This is a genomic window from Aquabacterium sp. (assembly GCF_016195855.1).
Taxonomy (GTDB): domain Bacteria; phylum Pseudomonadota; class Gammaproteobacteria; order Burkholderiales; family Burkholderiaceae_C; genus Aquabacterium.
The window spans coordinates 1-18,340 of the sequence record NZ_JACPYU010000026.1 but is presented as its reverse complement, the minus strand read 5'-3'; the positions used below and the strand labels follow the sequence as shown (position 1 = coordinate 18,340).

Sequence of the window (18,340 nt, the reverse complement as noted above, 5' to 3'; positions counted from 1 at the left end):
ACCGCATGCTCAACGTGTTCACGCTGGCCAATGGCCGGCTGTTTCAGGAAGAAATCGACAGCCTTGACGAGCTCACACCGGCCCGTCCGGTCTGGGTCGACCTGGAAGCCCCGACCCCGGAAGAAAAAGGCTGGATCGCCGTCAAGTTCGGCCTGGTCATCCCTGCCGACATCATCGACGACGACCTTGAAGAGTCCGCCCGCTTCTACGAAGAAGACGGCGCCGTCCACATCCGCTCCGACTTCCTGATCGACGACGACGAGACCCCGCGCAACGTGCGCGTGGCCTTCATCCTGCACGAGAACGTGCTGTTTTCGGTCCACAAGGAAGACCTGCCGGTGTTCCGCCTGCTGCGCATGCGCGCGCGCCGCATCCCGGCCCTGATCGAAGATGCCAAGGACGTGCTGCTCAAGCTGTACGATGCCGACGCCGAGTACTCCGCCGACACCCTGGAAGGCATCTACGATGACCTCGAAAAGGTCAGCAAGAAGGTGCTGCAAAACGCCGTGAACGACGCCGCCGCCGCCGATGCCCTGGCCGCCATTGCCCGCCAGGAAGACTTGAACGGCCGCATCCGCCGCAACGTCATGGACACGCGCCGCGCCGTGAGCTTCATGATGCGCGCCCGCATGCTCAACGCCGATCAGTTCGAAGAAGCCCGACAGATCCTGCGTGACATCGATTCACTGGACAGCCACACGGCCTTCCTGTTCGACAAGATCAACTTCCTGATGGACGCCACGGTCGGTTTCATCAACATCAACCAGAACAAGATCATCAAGATCTTCTCGGTGGCCTCGGTGGCCTTGCTGCCACCTACGCTGGTGGCCAGCGTGTACGGCATGAACCTCAAGTTCCCCGAATTGCTCTGGCTGGGCGACTGGAGCTACCCCTACACCGTGGCCCTGATGGTGGCCAGCGCGATCGTGCCCATGTGGTACTTCTACAAGCGAGGGTGGTTGACCTGAACACCGCCGCTGCATCGAAGCTGCCACCCGGCCTGCTGCGCGTGATGCTGGGCACCACCCTGGTGGTGCTGAGCTACAGCCTGCTCAACCCGGTCCTGGCCGTGCGCCTGCAGACCGCCGGGGCCAGCAGCACCGCCATCGGCCTGTTCGCCATGCTGCCCTTCATCAGCGTGGCCGCGCTGGTACCGCTGGTGCCGCAACTGTTTGCCCGCGTGGGCGTGGGCCAGGCCTACCGTGCCGGCCTGCTGCTGGAGCTCGTCTCCTGCCTGGGCTACCTGCTCACCGACGACTACCGCATCTGGTGCGGCCTGGGGCTCATGGCCGGCATGGGCGCCGCCGCCGCCTGGAACGCCACCGAGGCCCTGATTGCGCACAACGTGCCGCCCAGCCACCGCGGCCGCCTGACCGGCCTGTACCAGGCCTTGCTCGGTGCAGGCATGGCCCTGGGGCCCATGCTGCCTGGCCTGTTGCGCATCGGGCCGATGGAGGCCAACGCCATCGCTGCCGGGGGCCTGGCCCTGGGCCTGCTGATCACGCTGACACCCGCCGTCACCCACCTCAAGGCCATGCACGATGACCACGAGCCCATGAGCCTCCTGAGCGCCTGGCGCTTTCGGCCCGGCCTGGCCTGGGCGGCCGTGGTGGGCGGCGTGTTCGAGGTGGGCCTGGGCTCCATCACCACGGCCTATGGCTCACAGATCGGCATGAACCTGGCCGCGGCCACCTCGATTGCAGGTGCGTTGGGCATGGGCAGCTTCATCTTTCAATACCCCACCGGTTGGCTGGCCGACCACCTGCCCGCCCGGCGCCTGTTTGCGCTGGGGGCCGGCGTGCTGGTGTTGAGCGCGGTCGCTTTTGTGCAGGCCTCGACCTGGCCCACGCTGATCTGGGTCTGCGCTGCGGCCTGGGGCGGCATCGGTGGTGCGCTCTACACGCTCAGCATGATCCGCGTGGCCCATGACTTCGCCGACACATCGGCCCTGGCGGGCACCTCGGCCATGATCGCCGGCTACACGGCCGGTGGCGCCTTGGGGCCCCTGGTCAGTGGCTGGGTTTTCGACCACTTCGGCGTGGGCGGCCAGGGCAGTTGGCTGGCCGTGCTGGCACTCAGCCTGCTGTTGATGCAAACGCGGCCGACGCCGGAGGCGCCGCCTCGCGCCACAGGCTGAACAACACCGACTGCAGGCTATCGGCCGGCACGGGTTTGTGCAGCAAGGGCAGGCCGCTGGCATGCGCCTCGCGCAGGCGCTCGGGCGCCGTGTCCCCCGTGATGATGGCCGAGGGCACCACGCGCCCCATGCGCTCGCGCACAGCCTGGACAGCCTGCAGCCCGGTGCGGTGGCTGCGCAGGCGGTAATCCGCCAGGACCACATCGGGCTCGAAGCGCTCCAGAATGCGCAGCGCATCCTCATCGGAGGCCGCGGCTTCGCACCAGCACCCCCAGGTGGCCAGCAGATCGCACATGGCCGAGCGCACCGTCTCGTCGTCGTCGATCAACAGCACCCGCAAGCCACTGAGATCAGGCTCGTCCGTGGCCGCCACATCCGCAGAGGGCTGCCAGGGCGACTTGCTGACCGGCAAGGCCAGGCGAAACACCGAGCCCCGACCAGGCTCGGAACGCAGCGTGATGTCCACGCTCATGGCCCTGGCCAGCCCTTGCACGATGGCCAGGCCCAGGCCCAGGCCCTTGCGGCGGTCCCGCTCCGGATTACCCAGTTGATGGAACTCCCGAAAGATCGCCTCGTGCTGATCTGCCGGGATGCCGACGCCCGTATCCCAGACCTCCAGCCAGGCTCTCGCCCCGCGGCGCCGGCACGCCAGCAGCAAGGCCCCGCGCTCGGTGTAACGGATGGCGTTGAGCACCAGATTGCGCAGGATCATCTCCACCAGCGCCGGATCGGCGTGCAGGATCACCGAGGTGTCCCGCATGCGAAAGGCCAGGCCCTTGTCCTCGGCCAGCGGCGCCATCTCCCGCTCCAGCTTGCGGAACATCGGCTGCAGGGCAAAGGGCTGCATCTGCGGCTTGACCACGCCCGCATCCACCTTGGAAAAGTCCATCAAGGTGTTGAGCATTTCGCCTGTGGCCTGTGCCGATGCCAGGGCCTGCTGCAGCAACGCCTGCTGCCGCTCATTGAGGTCTGCACGCGCCAGGGCATTGAGGAACAGGCCCATGGCATGCAAGGGTTGGCGCAGGTCATGACTGGCTGACGCCAGGAACACCGTCTTGGCCCGGTTGGCATCCTCGGCTTCGGCCAGGGCCACTTCGGCCACCTGCCGCGCCTCCAGCGCACGCTGCGTCTGATCGCGCAAGCGCCTGACCAGCCCCTCGTTTTCAAAGCCCAGCTCGATGGCCCGTAAGGCCCCGCGCGCCGCGAAGTAGGAGAACACCGTCATGGCCAGCAGGTAGAGCGACACGGCCAGGCCCATCATGAAGCTGAACTCGTCGCTGGAGCGCAGCAACACGGTCATGACCGGCGCGATATTGGCCACCCAGTAGGTGATGGCCACAGGCCAGGACGGCGCGAACACCGCCAGCCCGCCCGAGTTCATGCCCGCCGTGATGCCCAGCACGATGGCAATCGACATGGGGTTGGCCTTGTCCAGCCACAGCACGCCCATCGCCCCCCAGCACAGGCCCTGCATTCCCGCCATCAGGCGCACGACGTGGGCATACACCGCCACGCGCGCCACGTCCGTGGGCAGTGGCAAGGCATGCCGCACCGACAGGCACAGCAAGGTCATCGCCGTGGTGGCACCGGCCCAGGTCCACGTGCCGGCCACATGCACCGTGCGGCTGCCAATCCACGCCGTCAGCAAAGCCACGAACGCCGAGATCACGAAAGCGTAAGGCAGGTTGCGATCCAGCAGCGTCATCTGCGCAGACAGCACGCGCGGGCTGTCGAAGCGCCAGGCCCGCGTCAGGAGCGTTCGCACGCTCATGGCTGCAACAGGCCTCTGGCCACGGCCACCGCGTGGGCCTGTTCGCGGCTGCTGGCACCCAGCCATTCCGTGAGCCAGGACACTTCGGCGCGCACCTCGTTCTCGTTCATGCCCATCTGGCGGGCGATGGCCTTGTTGGGCGTGCCCCGCCCCAGGTAGCCCAGGATCAGCAACTGGCGTGCAGACAAGTGTGGCTCGGCTTCGGCCACCTGCATCACCGCGGGTGCCATCTGGGTCTGCGGCGCGCTGGCCTGGGTCAGCACCACGTAGGGCACGGCCGCGTAGGTAGGCTGCCCCGCCAAGGCCGAACGCACGGCGGCAACCACCTCGGCGGCCGATGCCACCTTGGGCAAAAAGCCTGTGGCCCCGGCAGCCCGCGCCTGCAGGATCTGTTGGCCATTGACTTCGGCCGACATCATCAGCACCGGACAGGCCCGCGCCTTCGCCCGCAAAGCAGGCAAGTCCGCCAGGCCGTGGCCATCGGGCAGGTGCACGTCCAGCAGGATCAGATCCGGTGTTTCGCGCCCCAGGATCTCGAGCGCCTGCGTCAGGGTCACGGCCTGCGTCACCCGGGCCTGGGGCCAGTGCTCCGACAACATCAAGCCCAGCCCCGTGCGGAACAGGGCGTGGTCATCAACCAGCAGGAAATGGGGATGCAGGGCGCTCATGGATTCAGGGCAGGCAGGCTCTGGCAGTATCGCGCTTCGGCGCCCATAAAAAAGGCCGATCACTCAGGATCGGCCCTCATTCCCCTCTTAAGGGTGATATCAGCGCGCGCGACGCGCCTTCACCGCATCCGACAGGATCTTCAGCACCTCGGCCGAGTCATCCCAGCCGATGCACGCGTCCGTGATGCTCTGGCCGTAGACCAGCTTGGCGGGGTCATCCTTGCCTGGCGTGAACTTCTGGGCGCCCGCGCACAGGTGGCTTTCCACCATCACGCCGAAGACCTTGTTCGAGCCACCCGACACCTGCCCGGCGATGTCCTTGGCCACCACCACCTGGCGCTCGTGCTGCTTGGAGCTGTTGGCGTGCGAGAAGTCCACCATCAGCGAAGGATGCAGCTTGGCTGCCTCCAGATCCATGCAGGCCGCAGCCACGCTGTCCGCGTCGTAGTTCGGAGCCTTGCCACCGCGCAGGATCACGTGGCAGTCGGGGTTGCCGGCTGTCTCGACGATGGCCACCTGGCCATTCTTGTGCACCGACAGAAAATGGTGCGGGCGCGCGGCAGCCTGGATGGCGTCCGTGGCGATCTTGATGTTGCCGTCCGTGCCGTTCTTGAAGCCGATCGGCGCGCTCAGGCCGGAGGCCAGTTCACGGTGAACCTGGCTTTCAGTGGTGCGGGCCCCAATGGCACCCCAGCTGATCAGGTCACCGATGTACTGAGGCGACACCACGTCCAGGAACTCGCTGGCAGCGGGCACGCCCAGGCGGTTGATCTCCAGCAGCAGATGACGGGCCATGCGCAGGCCTTCGTCGATCTTGAAGCTCTCATCCATGTACGGGTCGTTGATCAGGCCCTTCCAGCCCACGGTCGTGCGGGGCTTTTCGAAGTACACGCGCATGACCACTTCCAGCGTGTCGGCGTACTGCTCGCGCAGCACACGCAACTTGCTCGCGTATTCAACGGCAGCGGCCGGGTCATGGATCGAGCAGGGGCCGATGATGACCAGCATGCGGTCGTCCTTGCCATGCACGATCTTGCTGATCGCCTTGCGCGTGTGCGCCACCAGGGTCTCTACTGGCGTGCCACGGATCGGGAAGAAGCGGATCAAGTGCTCGGGCGGCGGCAGCGGCGTGACGTTCTTGATGCGTTGATCGTCGGTCTGCGATGTCTTGTCGGCGGGGGGTACCCAGCCTTCAGCGGCACTGGATTTGGCGTTCATGGTGCTTCCTCTTGGGGCGATGTGGCGGACGAAAGTCGGAGTCGAAAAAAAACCGCCGGGGTAGACCGGCGGTTTTCAGGATTTGGTGTGGTTCGCTTATGCGTTGGCCACTCCTGCGCCGGTTACGGGCGAGAAGTAAAAGTACCAAAAGTAAAAGCGAGCGCGATTCATGATTGTTAATGTAGCACGGTTGCTTGCGGCATGGCTTGATCTGCATCGATCGGCCCGATCGCCTGGTTTACACGCAATCGCGCATCAATCGCCCGTCAATCGTCCGGTATGTGACACCTTGCCCGCGCACGTCCCGCTAGCATGCGGATCAGTTCAGACACCCTGCGTTGACATGAAGACCCTCACGGACCAGCTCACCCAGTACGCGACCTACCACCGCGACCGGCGCAACATCGTCACCCACTTCATCGGCATCCCGATGATCGTGGCGTCCATCTGCATCCTGCTGTCGCGGCCCACGCTCTCGGCCGAGTTGCCCTGGCTGACACCGGGCGCCGTGATCTCGGTCCTGATCACGCTCTACTACCTCAAGCTCGACGTGCGCTACGGCGTGGTGCTGGGTGCCTACCTCTGGGCCTGCCTGGCGGGCGCACAGGCCATGGCTGCCTGGACCACCGGTGCCTGGCTGGGCATGGGCGTGGGCCTGTTCCTGCTGGGTTGGGTCATCCAGTTCGTGGGCCACTACTTCGAAGGCCGCAAGCCCGCCTTTGTCGATGACCTCATCGGTCTGCTGATCGGGCCCTTGTTCATCGCCGCCGAAGCCGGCTTCCTGCTGGGCTTGCGCAAGGATGTCGAGGCCGAGGTCAACGCGCGGGCTGGCGCGCCACGCTGAGCCACCGCCGCCCCTCCAAAACAAAAAAGACGATGCCACCGGGGCACCGTCTCCCTGTTGGCATCACCGGCTGCTTCGGCGCCTGATCAGGCCTTCAGCTTGCGGGCCTGAGCCAGCAGGGTCTCGGCGTCGCTCACCTTGTAGCCGCCACCCTCTTCCACGTTCAAGGCCTGCACCACGCCGTCCTTGACCAGCATGCTGAAACGGGCGGAGCGCAGGCCCATGCCTTTGGCCGTCAGGTCCAGCGTCAGGCCGGTGGCCTTGGCAAAGTCGGCACTGCCATCGGCCATCATGCGGATCTTGCCGGCGGCCTTGAGGTCACGGCCCCAGGCGCCCATCACGAAGGCGTCGTTCACCGACACACACCAGATCTCGTCCACACCGGCCGCCTTGAATGCGTCCGCCTGCGCGATATAGCCAGGCGCATGCTGAGCCGAGCAAGTGGGCGTGAAAGCGCCAGGCAAACCGAACAGGGCAATGGTCTTGCCCGCCGTGGACTTGGTGATGTCAAAGGCATTGGGCCCCAGGCTGCAGCCTTCGCCTTCCACCTCGATGTACTCGAACAGCGTGCCCGCGGGCAGCTTGTCACCAACCTTGATCATGTTCGTCTCCTGAAATCAAAACACAAATGAAAAAACCGGCCGCCAGTATGACTGGCAAGCCGGTTTTGCTTGCAGCCACCCAGGATTACTCCCCGGTGGCCTTGTGGCGATGCGAACCGCCTAGATTGTCAGCAAAGACAGATCAGACGCCTTGGGCCTTCTCGACCAGACGGGACACAACCCAGTTCTTGGTCTTGGACAGCGGACGGCTTTCGGTGATCTCGACCACGTCACCCAACTTGAACTCGTTGTTCTCGTCATGAGCATGGTACTTGCGCGACTTGGCCACGATCTTGCCGTAGAGCTCGTGCTTGACACGACGCTCGACCAGCACGGTCACGGTCTTGGCGCGAGCGTCGCTGACAACCTTACCCACGAGGGTACGGGTCACTTTGGTTTGAGCTCCCGTCATTGGGCGGCTCCTTTCTTCTCGCTCAGAATCGTCTTGGCGCGAGCGATTTCGCGACGAGTCTTCTTCAGAGCCGAGTGGTCATTGAGCTGCTGGGTAGCACGCTGCATACGCAGGTTGAAGTGCGACTTCAGCAAGTCCTTGATTTCGGTTTCCAGTGCGGCCACATCCTTGGCGCGCAGTTCAGAGGCTTTCGCCATAACTTTCTCCTTACGCCTAGATTAGATGCCGAACTGGCGGCCAACGAACGTGGTGCTCAGTGGCAGCTTGGCAGCGGCCAGCGTGAACGCCTCGCGAGCGAGTTCTTCGGGCACGCCTTGGATTTCGTAGAGCACCTTGCCGGGCTGGATTTCAGCCACGTAGTACTCAACGTTACCCTTACCGTTACCCATACGGACTTCGGCGGGCTTGTTCGAAATGGGCTTGTCCGGGAAGATGCGGATGAAGATCCGACCGCCACGCTTGATGTGACGCGAAATCGCACGACGTGCGGCTTCGATCTGGCGAGCCGTGATACGGCCGCGCTCGGTCGCCTTCAGGCCGAAATCACCAAAGGACACATCAGCACCGCGGGTGGCGACACCCGTGTTACGGCCCTTGTGCTCCTTGCGGAACTTGCGACGATTAGGTTGCAACATGTTTATTCTCCTTTCGCCTCGGCAGCAGGTGCAGCCTTGCGAACACGCTTGGCCTCACCAGCACCAACGGCCACGGCAGGCTTGTCGCTGCCATCAGCCGGCGCGCCATCAGCACGCGGGGCGCCACGGCCAGGGCCGCCACGGCCACCAGGGCGACGATCGCCACCAGGACGGTCGTTACGAGGACCACGGCGGTTGCGGCGGTCGTCTTGGCTGTCGTCGCCCTTGAGCACAGGGGCTTCGCCATTGGCCAGACGGTCACCACGGTAGACCCAGACCTTCACGCCGATCACACCGTAGGTGGTGTGAGCTTCGGAGAAGCCATAGTCGATGTCCGCACGCAGGGTGTGGAGAGGCACGCGGCCTTCACGGTACCACTCGGTACGGGCGATTTCGATGCCGTTCAGACGACCGGACGACATGATCTTGATGCCCTGAGCGCCCAGACGCATGGCGTTCTGCATCGCGCGCTTCATGGCGCGGCGGAACATGATGCGCTTTTCCAGCTGCTGCGTGATCGAGTCGGCGATCAGTTGAGCATCGACTTCAGGCTTGCGCACTTCTTCGATGTTCACCGAGACCGGCACGTTCAGGCGCTTGGCCAGTTCGAGCTTCAGGTTTTCGATGTCTTCGCCCTTCTTGCCGATCACCACGCCCGGACGAGCCGAGAAAATGGTGATGCGTGCGCTCTTGGCGGGACGCTCGATCAAGATGCGCGACACGGCCGCGTTCTTGAGCTTCTTCTTCAGGAATTCACGGACTTCCAGGTCTTCAGCCAGCATCGAGGCAAATTGACGGTTGGTAGCGTACCAACGCGATGCCCAATTGCGGGTGACGGCCAGGCGGAAGCCGGTTGGGTGGATTTTTTGTCCCATAGTCAGCCTCTGCTTAGTTGCCCACGGTCACATAGATGTGGCAAGTCGGCTTGCTGATGCGGTTACCACGGCCCTTGGCTCGGGCGGTGAAACGCTTCAACGTGGTGCCTTGCTCCACATAAATGGTCTTGACCTTCAGTTCATCGATGTCAGCACCGTCGTTGTGCTCGGCGTTGGCGATTGCCGACTCCAGAGCCTTCTTGATGATGCCAGCGGCCTTCTTCTGGGTGAATTCCAGGATGTTCAGGGCTTGGTCGACCTTCTTGCCACGGATCATGTCTGCAACCAGACGACCCTTGTCACAAGAGAGGCGAACACCGCGAACGATTGCTTTGGTTTCCATCGTCGCTGCTCCTTATTTCTTGGCTTTCTTGTCGCCTGGATGACCCTTGAACGTACGGGTCAGGGCGAACTCGCCGAGCTTGTGGCCAACCATCTGATCCTGGATGTACACGGGCACGTGCTGCTTGCCGTTGTGCACAGCAATCGTCAGGCCAATGAACTCAGGCAGGATGGTCGAACGACGCGACCAGGTCTTGATGGGCTTTTTGTCCTTGGTTGCCACAGCCTTCTCGACCTTGGCGGCCAAGTGGTGGTCAATGAAAGGACCCTTTTTAAGAGAACGAGCCATATCAGCCTACCTCTTACTTTTTGCGACGCGACACAATGAAGGTCTGCGTGCGCTTGTTGTTGCGGGTGCGATAGCCCTTCGTCAGTGTGTTCCATGGGGACACAGGGACTTGACCTTCGCCAGTACGGCCTTCGCCACCACCGTGCGGGTGGTCCACCGGGTTCATGGCCACGCCACGAACGGTCGGGCGGATACCCTTCCAGCGGATGGCACCGGCCTTACCGTATTGACGCAGGCTGTGCTCTTCGTTGCTCACTTCACCCAGGGTGGCGCGGCATTCGATGTGGATCTTGCGAACTTCACCGGAGCGCAGGCGGACCTGAGCGTAAGTGCCTTCGCGAGCCATCAGAACAGCGGACGTACCAGCCGAACGAGCGATCTGACCGCCCTTGCCAGGCTTCAGTTCGATGTTGTGGATGGTCGAACCCACGGGGATGTTGCGGATGGGCAGCGTGTTGCCGGCCTTGATCGGGGCTTCAGAGCCGCTGATCACGGTGGCGCCTGCAGCCAGGCCACGGGGAGCAATGATGTAGCGACGCTCACCATCGGCATACACCACCAGAGCGATGTGAGCCGTGCGGTTCGGGTCGTACTGGATGTTTTCCACCTTGGCGGGGATGCCATCCTTGTCACGGATGAAATCGACCACGCGGTAGTGGTGCTTGTGACCACCGCCCTTGTGGCGAACCGTGATGTGACCGTTGTTGTTACGGCCAGAGTTCTGCTTCTGGGGTTCCAGCAGCGACGCTTCCGGCTTGCCCTTGTGCAGGTGCTTGTGCACCACCTTGACCACGCCACGGCGGCCAGGCGAGGTTGGTTTGACTTTAACGACAGCCATGATTACGCAGCCTCCCCGGAGAAGTTCAGCTCTTGACCTTCCTTGAGGGCCACGAAGGCCTTCTTGGCGTGGTCACGACGACCAGTACGGCCACCGAAACGCTTGGTCTTGCCCTTCTGGTTCAGGACTTGCACCGACTTCACTTCGACCTTGAACAGCAGCTCAACAGCGGCCTTGATCTCGGGCTTGGTGGCGTCGCGCAGCACCTTGAACAGCACTTGGCCGCGCTCTTCAGCAGCGGCGGTGGCCTTTTCCGAAATGATCGGAGCGACCAGCACCTTCAGCAGGCGGCTTTCATCGAATTTGGTGAGAGTGCTCATGCGAACATCTCCTGCAGCTTGTCGATCGCGCCCTTGGTGACCAGAACCTTCTTGTAATGGACCAGGGACAGGGGATCGGCGTAACGGGGCTCAACCACCAGCACGTTGGGCAGGTTGCGAGCGGCCAGGAACAGGTTCTCGTCCACGGTGTCAGCGATGACCAGGACGTGGTCCAGGTTCATGGCCTTCAGCTTGGCAGCCAGCAGCTTGGTCTTGGGGGCTTCGACCGTGATCGAGTCCACCACAGCCAGACGGCCTTCGCGGGCCAGCTGCGAGAAGATGGCGGCCATACCGGCGCGGTACATCTTCTTGTTGACCTTGTGGGTGAAGTTTTCGTCAGGGCTGTTCGGGAAGATCCGACCACCGCCACGCCACAGAGGCGAGGACGACATACCAGCACGAGCGCGACCGGTGCCTTTTTGGCGCCAGGGCTTCTTGGTGGTGTGCTTGACGGTCTCGCGGTCCTTCTGGGCGCGGGTACCTTGACGGGCATTGGCCTGGTAAGCGACGACGACCTGATGAATCAGGGCTTCGTTGTACTCACGGCCGAACACGGTGTCAGAAGCCTCAACCTTGGAGGCAGCTTGACCCTGTTCATTCAGGAGTTCCAGCTGTGCCATCAGTTGGCCCCTTTCTTGATCTTGACCTTGACTGCAGGACGCACGGTGACGAAGCCACCCTTGGCGCCAGGCACCGCACCCTTGACCAGCAGCAGTTGACGGGCTTCGTCAACGCGCACGACGTCGAGGTTTTGCGTGGTCACGGTCTCGTCACCTGCGTGACCAGACATGCGCTTGCCAGGGAACACGCGGCCAGGATCCTGCGCCATCGAGATGGAGCCAGGAACGTTGTGCGAACGCGAGTTACCGTGCGAAGCACGTTGCGAACCGAAGTTGTGGCGCTTGATGGTGCCCGTGAAGCCCTTACCGATCGAGGTGCCTTGCACGTCAACCAGCTGGCCAGCCTGGAACAGGGTGGCGGGGGCAATGGTGGCACCGGCCTTCAGATCGGCGGCGACTTCAGGAGCGACGCGGAATTCGCGGGTGATTTCACCAGCTTCCACACCAGCTTTGGCCATATGGCCAGCTTCAGGCTTGGTCACGCGCGATGCTTTGCGCGAGCCGAACACCACTTGCACAGCGGTGTAGCCGTCAGTCTCAACGGTTTTGACCTGGGACACGCGGTTGTTGGACACGTCGAGCACAGTCACAGGCACGGCATCGCCGTCGTCTGTGTAGATGCGCATCATGCCCACCTTGCGGCCCAGCAATCCGAGGCGATTGCTAAGACTCATGGTTTTTTCTCCAGCCTCACAATTGGAGGCCTTTTACACAAGCCCGACATCGATTGGCCGGGCCGACTCTTTCGGCGCCACTCACTCGTACAGACATGAAAGGCGCCTTCGAATTCCTGCTGGGGCAGCCGCTTGTTGCTTAAAATTTAGGCAACGCGCAATCCACCCATTACGGGAAAGCCTGCGATCATACCAAATGCCGCATTAATACGCAACTGCCACCTGAAACCTCCCCCTTTCACCCGATGCCCGCTGGCGCGGCCTGAGGGACACTGATCGGATGCAGCAAGCGCGTTCATGGCAAAAACCACTGGCTTGGGCCCTGACCATTCTGGGTGGCCTGCTGGTTTGGCTGGCGATCAACGCCCACGCCGGGCTGGAATCGGACGTCGCCGCCCGGCGACTCACGCAGGCGACCTTTACCCTCCAGCGTAACGACGACACGCCCTCACCCGGGTCCAGGCAGGCCAGGGCCCTGGTGCCGCCCGGCCCTCACGCCGTCCTCCTGCCCCACACCTGGGCGCAGGACCTGCAAGTGCGCAGCGGCGCAGGGCGCTACGCCCTCGACTTGATGCTGGACGGCCCCGCCACCCAACCCTGGGCCCTGCGCATAGACCGGCTGTCTTCCCACCATGTGATCGCCGTCAACGGCGCCACGGTGGAAGACACCATGAACGCCGGCGGGCCAGGGCACAAGCCCTTTCCCACGCCCAGCTTCGTGAACCTGCCGGCGGCCCTGCTCAAACCAGGGCACAACCGGATCGACATCGAGGTGCAATACGCCGTTCGCGCCGGGCTGTCGGCGGTCTGGAGCGGCCCCGCCGATGACCTGCGTGCCAGCTTCGAGACCAAGTTGCTGCTCAATGTCCGCCTACCCCAGGCCTTGAACATGGCCGCCGCCGGCTTGTCCCTGTTCATGGTCATGCTCTGGTGGCGCCGGCGTCACGACAAGGCCTTGGGCCTGTTCGGCGCACTGTGGACCATCGTGTCACTGCGCAATATGGGCTATTACGTGGTGGGCACGGTCAGCCCCGGCGCGTTCAGCGACTTCGCTTTTTATGCCGTTCAGGTTCTCAGCGCCACCTTGCTGGGTCAGTTCGCGCTGGCCTGGTCCGCCACCAACTGGCGCTGGTACCACCGGCTGCTGAGTGGCGGCAGCTTGTTTTTGCTGGGCACCGGGCTCGGCGCCGCTGCCTACGGGGCGTTGATGCCATGGCGTTATCTCAGCTACCCCGTGCTGCTGGCGATGTCCTTGCCGGCACTGTGGCTGGTCTTCACGCGCGCGCATCGCAGCAACATGGCGCAGATCGGCCTGCCGATCGGCTTGCTGATCGCGTTCCTGGCGGCAGCCCATGACTACCTGCTGATACGCGGCGTGACCTCGGTGCAGGACACCTTCTGGCTGCCATATGCCTCGCCGCTGACCCTGCTGATTGTGGCCAACGCCCTGCTGGACCGCTTTGCCAGCACGCTGGAGGCCGGCGAGCGGCACAGCGTCGAGCTGGAGCAGCGCGTGGACGAGCGCACGCAGGCCCTGCAAGCGGCCAACACGGCACACACCCGGTTCCTGGCTTCGGCCAGCCACGATCTGCGCCAACCCGTGGTGACGATCAGCCTGCTGGCAGGGCTGCTTCGCGAGCAACTCAAGGACAGCGGCAGCCTCCCTTTGCTGGACCGGCTGACGGAGGCCATCAAGGCCCTGGATGCCCTGCTCAAGGGCCTGCTGAACCTGTCCCGATTTGAAGCGGGGGCCGTGCAGGTCCACTGGCAGGTCGTCCCGCTCAACAGCCTGGTGGAGCGCGTGCTGGCGCACGAGCGCGCGGCGGCGGCCAGCAAAGGCCTGCAACTGCGCTGCCGCATGGCGCCCGGCCTGGCCGTGTGGTCGGACCCTGTCTTGCTGGAGCAGATCCTGCGCAACCTGATCAGCAACGCCGTGCGCTACACCCACCACGGTGGCGTGCTGATCGGCGCACGTCGCCACGGCCCCCATCACCTGAAGCTGGCCGTCTGGGATACGGGCCAGGGCGTCCCGGCATCACAACAAGACATGATCTTTGAAGACTTTGTGCAACTGGACAACCCCGGCAGGCGGGCGTCCCAGGGCATGGGCCTTGGGCTCGCACTGGTGCGCCATGCCGCCGCGCTGCTCCACACGCCCATCACGCTGCGCTCCGTCGAAGGGCAAGGCAGTTGCTTCTCCACTGTGGTGGAAAGCGCCACCCCGGTCACGGAAGGCGAGCGCACGCCGGCGACCCCCACGACCATCTGGCAAGACCTGAAGGTGGTGCTGGTCGAGGATGACCCGGACGTCGGCGATGCGCTGGCGCTCAGCCTGACAACGTGGGGCGCCCAGGTGTCCCGCCACGACGACGCGCACAGCGCCCTTCAGGCCCTGAAAATGCCGCGCACCGCTCACCCACCCGATCTGCTCATCACCGACCAGCGGCTGGGAGATGGCAGCGGCATCGACATCGTCGCCGCCTGGCGTCGGCACTGGGCGCCGCGCCGTGTGCCCGCCCTGATCATCACCGGCGATACCGCGCCGCAGGACGTCAGCACGCTGGCCCGATCCGGCATCCCGGTGTTGCACAAGCCCTTTGACGGCGAGACCCTGTCAAGCGCCGTGGCTGCGTTGCTGCCTGCACGCCAGCCCGAAGGCAGCACGCACTGATCAGGTGGCGTCGCCCGCGCGGCGTCGCGCGCTCAAGTGCAAACCCAGCCGAGCGGCCTCCACCACGGCCTGCGTCCGTGTGTTGACGGCCAGGCGATTGAAGATGCTGTTCAAGTGGGTCTTGACCGTCGAGGGCGCCAGATCAAGCTCCTTGCCGATCAACTTGTTGGACTTGCCTTCCACCAGCAAACGCAAGACCTCCATCTGGCGCAGCGACAAGCCCAGGTCCTGGTCACCAGAAGGCGAGCCCCGCTCCCGGTCGACCGGATACGACCCGCGCAAGATCTCATCGGGCACAAACACCGCACCGTCGAGCACGGCGTCCAGCGCACGTTGCATCACCGTCCACTCGGCCGTCTTGGGGATATAACCGGCCGCCCCCGCATCCAGCGCCGCCATCACGGTTTCCCGGCGCTCATCGGCAGACAAGACGATGGTGCGCGCACCAGGCACCGCCTCGCGCAAACGAACCAGGGTGATCACGCCCTCACTGTCCGGCAAGCTCAGGTCCAGCAAGACCAGTTGCAGGGACGGCGCGCCATGAAGGATGTCGATGGCCTCTCTCAGGGTGCCAGCAACCTGCAAGCTGAGTTGCGGGTGGCGCTGAGCGATCAGCAGCGCCAGGCCATCGCGCAACATCACGTGATCGTCAACAAGCAGACAGGCGGTATGGGGCATCGTTTCGGTAAAGCTTGCTGATGCAGAAGTCGATGATGCCGCAAGGCCTGCGTGAGCCTGTCTGGTTTTTGCACAAAACCGCACACATTCGCATGCCCGATACGCTGCGCCTGCCGCCCGCTCCACCATTTGGCCGATGCAGCGGCGCCAACGCCTGCCGAAACTGGGTTATCACCATTTTTCAAGACCCAGGCAGCCCAACATGAAACACGCCCCCTTGCTTCGCTACAGCGCCATCACTTCGGCACTCATGGTCACATTGGCCATCTCCGCATGTGGGGGCGGCGGCGGATCCAGCTCGACAAGCAGCAGCGGCAGCAGCAACCTGACCGTGTCCGGGGTTGCCGCGACCGGCGCAGCCCTGTCTGGCGCCACCGTCACGGTCAAATGCGCGGCCGGCACGGGCTCGGCCACCAGCAACACAGACGGCAGCTACACGGTCACCGTCAGTGGCGGTAGCCTGCCCTGCATGCTGGAAGCCAGCAGCGGCGGCACCACGCTGCACTCCGTGGTCACCGGCACTGGCAGCAGCGCCACCGCCAACATCACGCCATTGACGGAATTGATGGTGGCCCAGCTGACAGGCGCCGACCCGACGACCTACATGAGCAGCGTCGACGTCAGCACGCTGAGCAGCACCATCACGGACACCAAGCTGAGCACCGCCCGCACGGAAGTGGTCAACATCCTCACCCATGCCGGCATTGACACCAGCGGCTTGCCAAGCGACCTGGTGGGCGGCACCCTGCAAGCCGCTGTGAACGGCAGCGGTGGCAACGCTTATGACCAGGCGCTTGACGCACTGGCCAGCACGCTGACCAGCGCCGGCAGCCAATTGAGCACCCTCACCAGCACGGTCGCCAGCAGCTCGGCGGCGTCCACCAACACGACCTCGTCCAGCGCCGACAGCGGCGTCAGCGCCCTGGCTCCTGAGTTGCTGCTCAAGCCGGCTGCCGGGGGTTGCGACGCGCTGCGCGCGGCCGACTACTGGGCCGTGTTCTCCAACCGCACCGGTGGCGCTGCCGTGCAGAAGTTCCGCGTCAGCATCGAAGCGGGCAACGCCGCCATCACCTTCTTCACGAGTGCGGACACATCGACGCTGGCCGACACGAGCCGCACCTTGACCAGCAACGGCACCTGCCGATTCACGTCCAGCTCGGGCGACGACATCGTGGTGTCGCCTGCCGGCATCGTGGCGGGTCACTCCTCGGCCAACGAGGCCTTCGTGGCGGTGCCGGTTCAATCGCACACCCTGGATGAGCTGACTGGCAACTGGAACATCATCGCCGGCGACACGGCCGACACCGGCTCAGGTGACACGGGCTGGATCTACGGATACGGCACGATGACGATCACCGGGACCGGGTACGAGCAGTTCACGCAGGGTTGCTGGTTCGACACCACCACCTCGCCAACCTGCACCAACCTGGACGACGTCGCCCGATCCCTCCAGCGCCCGATCACCTTGAGCAGCGATGGCACCTTCACCAACCATTCCGCCAACGACACGACGGATGGCGGCCCCTGGCAGGACCGCTTCTTTGTCTACAAGACAGGCAAGGGGGATTACTTTGCCATCAGCGCGAACATCGGCACCCCGGGCGGCTCGGGTGATGGCAGCCTGGGGTACGCCACCAAGGTCCGCACGCTCAGCCTGCCCGCCCTGAGCAGCGTGTCGTCAAACTGGAATATCTCCTTCAACTGGACAAGCAGCCTGGTGCCTGCCGCCATCGACGCCGTGAGCCACACGATCACCGCCGTCGACCCGAACACCAGCAGCTTCACGCGACTGACAGGCACAACAGGCACCTCCGCGACGCACCCGGAAACCTTGTCCATCAACACGCCCGCCAACTTCAACGGCTTCACCTTCCGGGACTATGTGGCGAGCGCGCCCGTCAACGGTGGCGGCACCACCGTCGTTCGCAAGGGTTACTTCTTGAAGACAGGCAGCAGCGGGGTCACCGTCGTGTTGCAACCTTATCAGGACGGCACCAAGCCAGCGAAGATCGTGGTCTCGGTGACCCAACCCGCGTCCTGATCGCGACCTGCCACGCCAAGTGGCACGCCCATGAAAAAGACCGCCACAGGGCGGTCTTTTTTTGATTCCTCAACGCCAGCAGAACCGGCGTCCGCGGGCGGTGTCAGGCGACACACGCCGCGCAGCAAGGGATCACTGCAGCTTGATTTCGACGTCCACGCCAGCCGGCAGGTCGAGCTTCATCAGGGCGTCAACCGTCTTGTCGGTTGGGTCCACGATGTCCATCAGACGCTGGTGGGTGCGGATTTCGAACTGGTCACGCGACGTCTTGTTGACGTGAGGCGAGCGCAGGATGTCGAAACGTTGCAGGCGGGTCGGCAGGGGCACGGGACCCTTGACGATGGCGCCGGTACGCTTGGCGGTTTCAACGATTTCAGCCGACGATTGGTCGATCAGCTTGTAGTCAAACGCCTTCAGGCGAATGCGGATCTTCTGTTGTGCCATGACACACTTCCTTTAATTAAAGAGCGATGAGACGCCCGTCAGGACCCGAGGGCCGCAGACGGGCAGGTGTCATGCGAATCAGTCGAGGATCTTGGCAACCACACCGGCGCCAACAGTACGGCCACCTTCGCGGATAGCGAAACGCAGACCTTCTTCCATGGCGATCGGGGCGATCAGCTTGACGGTGATCGACACGTTGTCACCAGGCATGACCATTTCCTTGTCGGCGGGCAGCTCGATGGAACCGGTCACGTCAGTTGT

The 18,340-nt window shown here is 63.9% G+C and carries 21 protein-coding genes and 1 pseudogene; 5 read left to right on the top strand and 17 right to left on the bottom strand.

The genetic code is table 11. The features are described from left to right. The first annotated feature begins 5 nt into the window (after positions 1 to 5). Positions 6 to 968: a magnesium/cobalt transporter CorA gene (gene corA / locus HY019_RS20475; RefSeq protein ID WP_290695731.1), complete on the top strand. Its 963-nt coding sequence runs from the start codon at positions 6 to 8 to the stop codon at positions 966 to 968. Next, positions 956 to 2,137 (top strand): MFS transporter, encoded by a 1,182-nt coding sequence (locus tag HY019_RS20470; protein ID WP_290695730.1) that lies wholly within the window; start codon positions 956 to 958, stop codon positions 2,135 to 2,137. The genes corA and HY019_RS20470 overlap by 13 nt, the downstream gene beginning before the upstream one ends. Here HY019_RS20470 and HY019_RS20465 read toward each other — a convergent pair. From HY019_RS20465 to HY019_RS20455, 3 genes are all read right to left on the bottom strand, one after another. After that, entirely contained in the window at positions 2,076 to 3,902 is a 1,827-nt protein-coding gene (locus HY019_RS20465; protein ID WP_290695729.1) for a hybrid sensor histidine kinase/response regulator, read from the bottom strand. The genes HY019_RS20470 and HY019_RS20465 overlap by 62 nt on opposite strands. 2 nt (positions 3,903 to 3,904) lie before the next feature. Next, the gene (locus tag HY019_RS20460; RefSeq protein ID WP_290695728.1) at positions 3,905 to 4,576 is read right to left on the bottom strand and encodes a response regulator transcription factor; all 672 of its coding nucleotides are present in this window, start codon (positions 4,574 to 4,576) and stop codon (positions 3,905 to 3,907) included. Between the two features lie 99 nt (positions 4,577 to 4,675). Continuing rightward, on the bottom strand, positions 4,676 to 5,794 hold the full coding sequence (locus tag HY019_RS20455; protein WP_290695727.1) for a 3-deoxy-7-phosphoheptulonate synthase: 1,119 nt from the start codon (positions 5,792 to 5,794) through the stop codon (positions 4,676 to 4,678). Between the two features lie 343 nt (positions 5,795 to 6,137). On the opposite strand from HY019_RS20455, the gene HY019_RS20450 reads away from it, so the two are divergent. Further along, positions 6,138 to 6,638, top strand: coding sequence for an Mpo1-like protein (locus HY019_RS20450; RefSeq protein ID WP_290695726.1), 501 nt, complete (start codon positions 6,138 to 6,140; stop codon positions 6,636 to 6,638). Between the two features lie 86 nt (positions 6,639 to 6,724). Here HY019_RS20450 and HY019_RS20445 read toward each other — a convergent pair whose 3' ends face one another. From HY019_RS20445 to rplC, 11 genes are all read right to left on the bottom strand, one after another. After that, positions 6,725 to 7,240, bottom strand: a complete 516-nt coding sequence (locus tag HY019_RS20445; RefSeq protein ID WP_290695725.1) for a peroxiredoxin — start codon at positions 7,238 to 7,240, stop codon at positions 6,725 to 6,727. A 142-nt stretch (positions 7,241 to 7,382) separates the two neighbouring features. Further along, entirely contained in the window at positions 7,383 to 7,652 is a 270-nt protein-coding gene (gene rpsQ, locus HY019_RS20440; protein ID WP_290695724.1) for a 30S ribosomal protein S17, read from the bottom strand. Then, positions 7,649 to 7,849 (bottom strand): 50S ribosomal protein L29, encoded by a 201-nt coding sequence (gene rpmC / locus HY019_RS20435; protein WP_290695723.1) that lies wholly within the window; start codon positions 7,847 to 7,849, stop codon positions 7,649 to 7,651. The genes rpsQ and rpmC overlap by 4 nt, the downstream gene beginning before the upstream one ends. Positions 7,850 to 7,870: 21 nt before the next feature. Continuing rightward, positions 7,871 to 8,287, bottom strand: coding sequence for a 50S ribosomal protein L16 (gene rplP / locus HY019_RS20430; protein WP_035037937.1), 417 nt, complete (start codon positions 8,285 to 8,287; stop codon positions 7,871 to 7,873). Positions 8,288 to 8,289: 2 nt separating this feature from the next. Continuing rightward, complete coding sequence (rpsC, locus tag HY019_RS20425) at positions 8,290 to 9,162, bottom strand: 30S ribosomal protein S3 (RefSeq protein ID WP_290695722.1); 873 nt, start codon at positions 9,160 to 9,162, stop codon at positions 8,290 to 8,292. Positions 9,163 to 9,175: 13 nt separating this feature from the next. Beyond that, a complete protein-coding gene (gene rplV, locus HY019_RS20420) occupies positions 9,176 to 9,505 on the bottom strand; it encodes a 50S ribosomal protein L22 (protein WP_035037934.1) in 330 nt (109 codons plus the stop codon). 12 nt (positions 9,506 to 9,517) lie between these two features. Beyond that, the gene (gene rpsS / locus HY019_RS20415) at positions 9,518 to 9,793 is read right to left on the bottom strand and encodes a 30S ribosomal protein S19 (protein WP_035037932.1); all 276 of its coding nucleotides are present in this window, start codon (positions 9,791 to 9,793) and stop codon (positions 9,518 to 9,520) included. Positions 9,794 to 9,806: 13 nt separating this feature from the next. Continuing rightward, complete coding sequence (gene rplB, locus HY019_RS20410; RefSeq protein WP_290695721.1) at positions 9,807 to 10,631, bottom strand: 50S ribosomal protein L2; 825 nt, start codon at positions 10,629 to 10,631, stop codon at positions 9,807 to 9,809. Positions 10,632 to 10,633: 2 nt separating this feature from the next. Then, positions 10,634 to 10,951 (bottom strand): 50S ribosomal protein L23, encoded by a 318-nt coding sequence (gene rplW, locus HY019_RS20405; protein WP_290695720.1) that lies wholly within the window; start codon positions 10,949 to 10,951, stop codon positions 10,634 to 10,636. Continuing rightward, positions 10,948 to 11,571 (bottom strand): 50S ribosomal protein L4, encoded by a 624-nt coding sequence (gene rplD, locus HY019_RS20400; protein ID WP_035037926.1) that lies wholly within the window; start codon positions 11,569 to 11,571, stop codon positions 10,948 to 10,950. Before rplD ends, rplW begins: the two co-directional genes overlap by 4 nt. After that, positions 11,571 to 12,245: a 50S ribosomal protein L3 gene (rplC, locus tag HY019_RS20395; RefSeq protein ID WP_290695718.1), complete on the bottom strand. Its 675-nt coding sequence runs from the start codon at positions 12,243 to 12,245 to the stop codon at positions 11,571 to 11,573. Before rplC ends, rplD begins: the two co-directional genes overlap by 1 nt. Before the next feature lie 280 nt (positions 12,246 to 12,525). On the opposite strand from rplC, the gene HY019_RS20390 reads away from it, so the two are divergent. Beyond that, positions 12,526 to 14,916 carry a hybrid sensor histidine kinase/response regulator gene (locus HY019_RS20390; protein WP_290695717.1) on the top strand — a complete coding sequence of 797 codons (2,391 nt, stop codon included), beginning with the start codon at positions 12,526 to 12,528 and terminating at the stop codon, positions 14,914 to 14,916. Here HY019_RS20390 and HY019_RS20385 read toward each other — a convergent pair whose 3' ends face one another. After that, positions 14,917 to 15,594 (bottom strand): response regulator transcription factor, encoded by a 678-nt coding sequence (locus tag HY019_RS20385; protein WP_290695716.1) that lies wholly within the window; start codon positions 15,592 to 15,594, stop codon positions 14,917 to 14,919. Positions 15,595 to 15,796: 202 nt separating this feature from the next. Here HY019_RS20385 and HY019_RS20380 point away from each other — a divergent pair, with 202 nt between their 5' ends. Then, the gene (locus HY019_RS20380) at positions 15,797 to 17,635 is read left to right on the top strand and encodes a hypothetical protein (protein WP_290695715.1); all 1,839 of its coding nucleotides are present in this window, start codon (positions 15,797 to 15,799) and stop codon (positions 17,633 to 17,635) included. Positions 17,636 to 17,767: 132 nt separating this feature from the next. Here HY019_RS20380 and rpsJ read toward each other — a convergent pair whose 3' ends face one another. Together rpsJ and tuf are read right to left on the bottom strand one after the other, a co-directional pair. Continuing rightward, positions 17,768 to 18,079 carry a 30S ribosomal protein S10 gene (rpsJ, locus tag HY019_RS20375; protein WP_035037922.1) on the bottom strand — a complete coding sequence of 104 codons (312 nt, stop codon included), beginning with the start codon at positions 18,077 to 18,079 and terminating at the stop codon, positions 17,768 to 17,770. 78 nt (positions 18,080 to 18,157) lie between these two features. Beyond that, a pseudogene (gene tuf, locus HY019_RS20370) lies at positions 18,158 to 18,340 on the bottom strand (elongation factor Tu); the annotation flags it as partial.

Excerpts from the sequence above, each read along its gene's own strand:
- corA (WP_290695731.1), top strand. The coding sequence starts at position 6 with ATGCTCAACGTGTTCACGCTGGCCAATGGCCGGCTGTTTCAGGAAGAA.
- HY019_RS20460 (WP_290695728.1), bottom strand. The coding sequence starts at position 4,576 with ATGAGCGCCCTGCATCCCCATTTCCTGCTGGTTGATGACCACGCCCTG.
- HY019_RS20455 (WP_290695727.1), bottom strand. The coding sequence starts at position 5,794 with ATGAACGCCAAATCCAGTGCCGCTGAAGGCTGGGTACCCCCCGCCGAC.
- HY019_RS20450 (WP_290695726.1), top strand. The coding sequence starts at position 6,138 with ATGAAGACCCTCACGGACCAGCTCACCCAGTACGCGACCTACCACCGC.
- HY019_RS20445 (WP_290695725.1), bottom strand. The coding sequence starts at position 7,240 with ATGATCAAGGTTGGTGACAAGCTGCCCGCGGGCACGCTGTTCGAGTAC.
- rpsQ (WP_290695724.1), bottom strand. The coding sequence starts at position 7,652 with ATGACGGGAGCTCAAACCAAAGTGACCCGTACCCTCGTGGGTAAGGTT.
- rpmC (WP_290695723.1), bottom strand. The coding sequence starts at position 7,849 with ATGGCGAAAGCCTCTGAACTGCGCGCCAAGGATGTGGCCGCACTGGAA.
- rplP (WP_035037937.1), bottom strand. The coding sequence starts at position 8,287 with ATGTTGCAACCTAATCGTCGCAAGTTCCGCAAGGAGCACAAGGGCCGT.
- rpsC (WP_290695722.1), bottom strand. The coding sequence starts at position 9,162 with ATGGGACAAAAAATCCACCCAACCGGCTTCCGCCTGGCCGTCACCCGC.
- rplV (WP_035037934.1), bottom strand. The coding sequence starts at position 9,505 with ATGGAAACCAAAGCAATCGTTCGCGGTGTTCGCCTCTCTTGTGACAAG.
- rpsS (WP_035037932.1), bottom strand. The coding sequence starts at position 9,793 with ATGGCTCGTTCTCTTAAAAAGGGTCCTTTCATTGACCACCACTTGGCC.
- rplB (WP_290695721.1), bottom strand. The coding sequence starts at position 10,631 with ATGGCTGTCGTTAAAGTCAAACCAACCTCGCCTGGCCGCCGTGGCGTG.
- rplW (WP_290695720.1), bottom strand. The coding sequence starts at position 10,951 with ATGAGCACTCTCACCAAATTCGATGAAAGCCGCCTGCTGAAGGTGCTG.
- rplD (WP_035037926.1), bottom strand. The coding sequence starts at position 11,571 with ATGGCACAGCTGGAACTCCTGAATGAACAGGGTCAAGCTGCCTCCAAG.
- rplC (WP_290695718.1), bottom strand. The coding sequence starts at position 12,245 with ATGAGTCTTAGCAATCGCCTCGGATTGCTGGGCCGCAAGGTGGGCATG.
- HY019_RS20390 (WP_290695717.1), top strand. The coding sequence starts at position 12,526 with ATGCAGCAAGCGCGTTCATGGCAAAAACCACTGGCTTGGGCCCTGACC.
- HY019_RS20385 (WP_290695716.1), bottom strand. The coding sequence starts at position 15,594 with ATGCCCCATACCGCCTGTCTGCTTGTTGACGATCACGTGATGTTGCGC.
- HY019_RS20380 (WP_290695715.1), top strand. The coding sequence starts at position 15,797 with ATGAAACACGCCCCCTTGCTTCGCTACAGCGCCATCACTTCGGCACTC.
- rpsJ (WP_035037922.1), bottom strand. The coding sequence starts at position 18,079 with ATGGCACAACAGAAGATCCGCATTCGCCTGAAGGCGTTTGACTACAAG.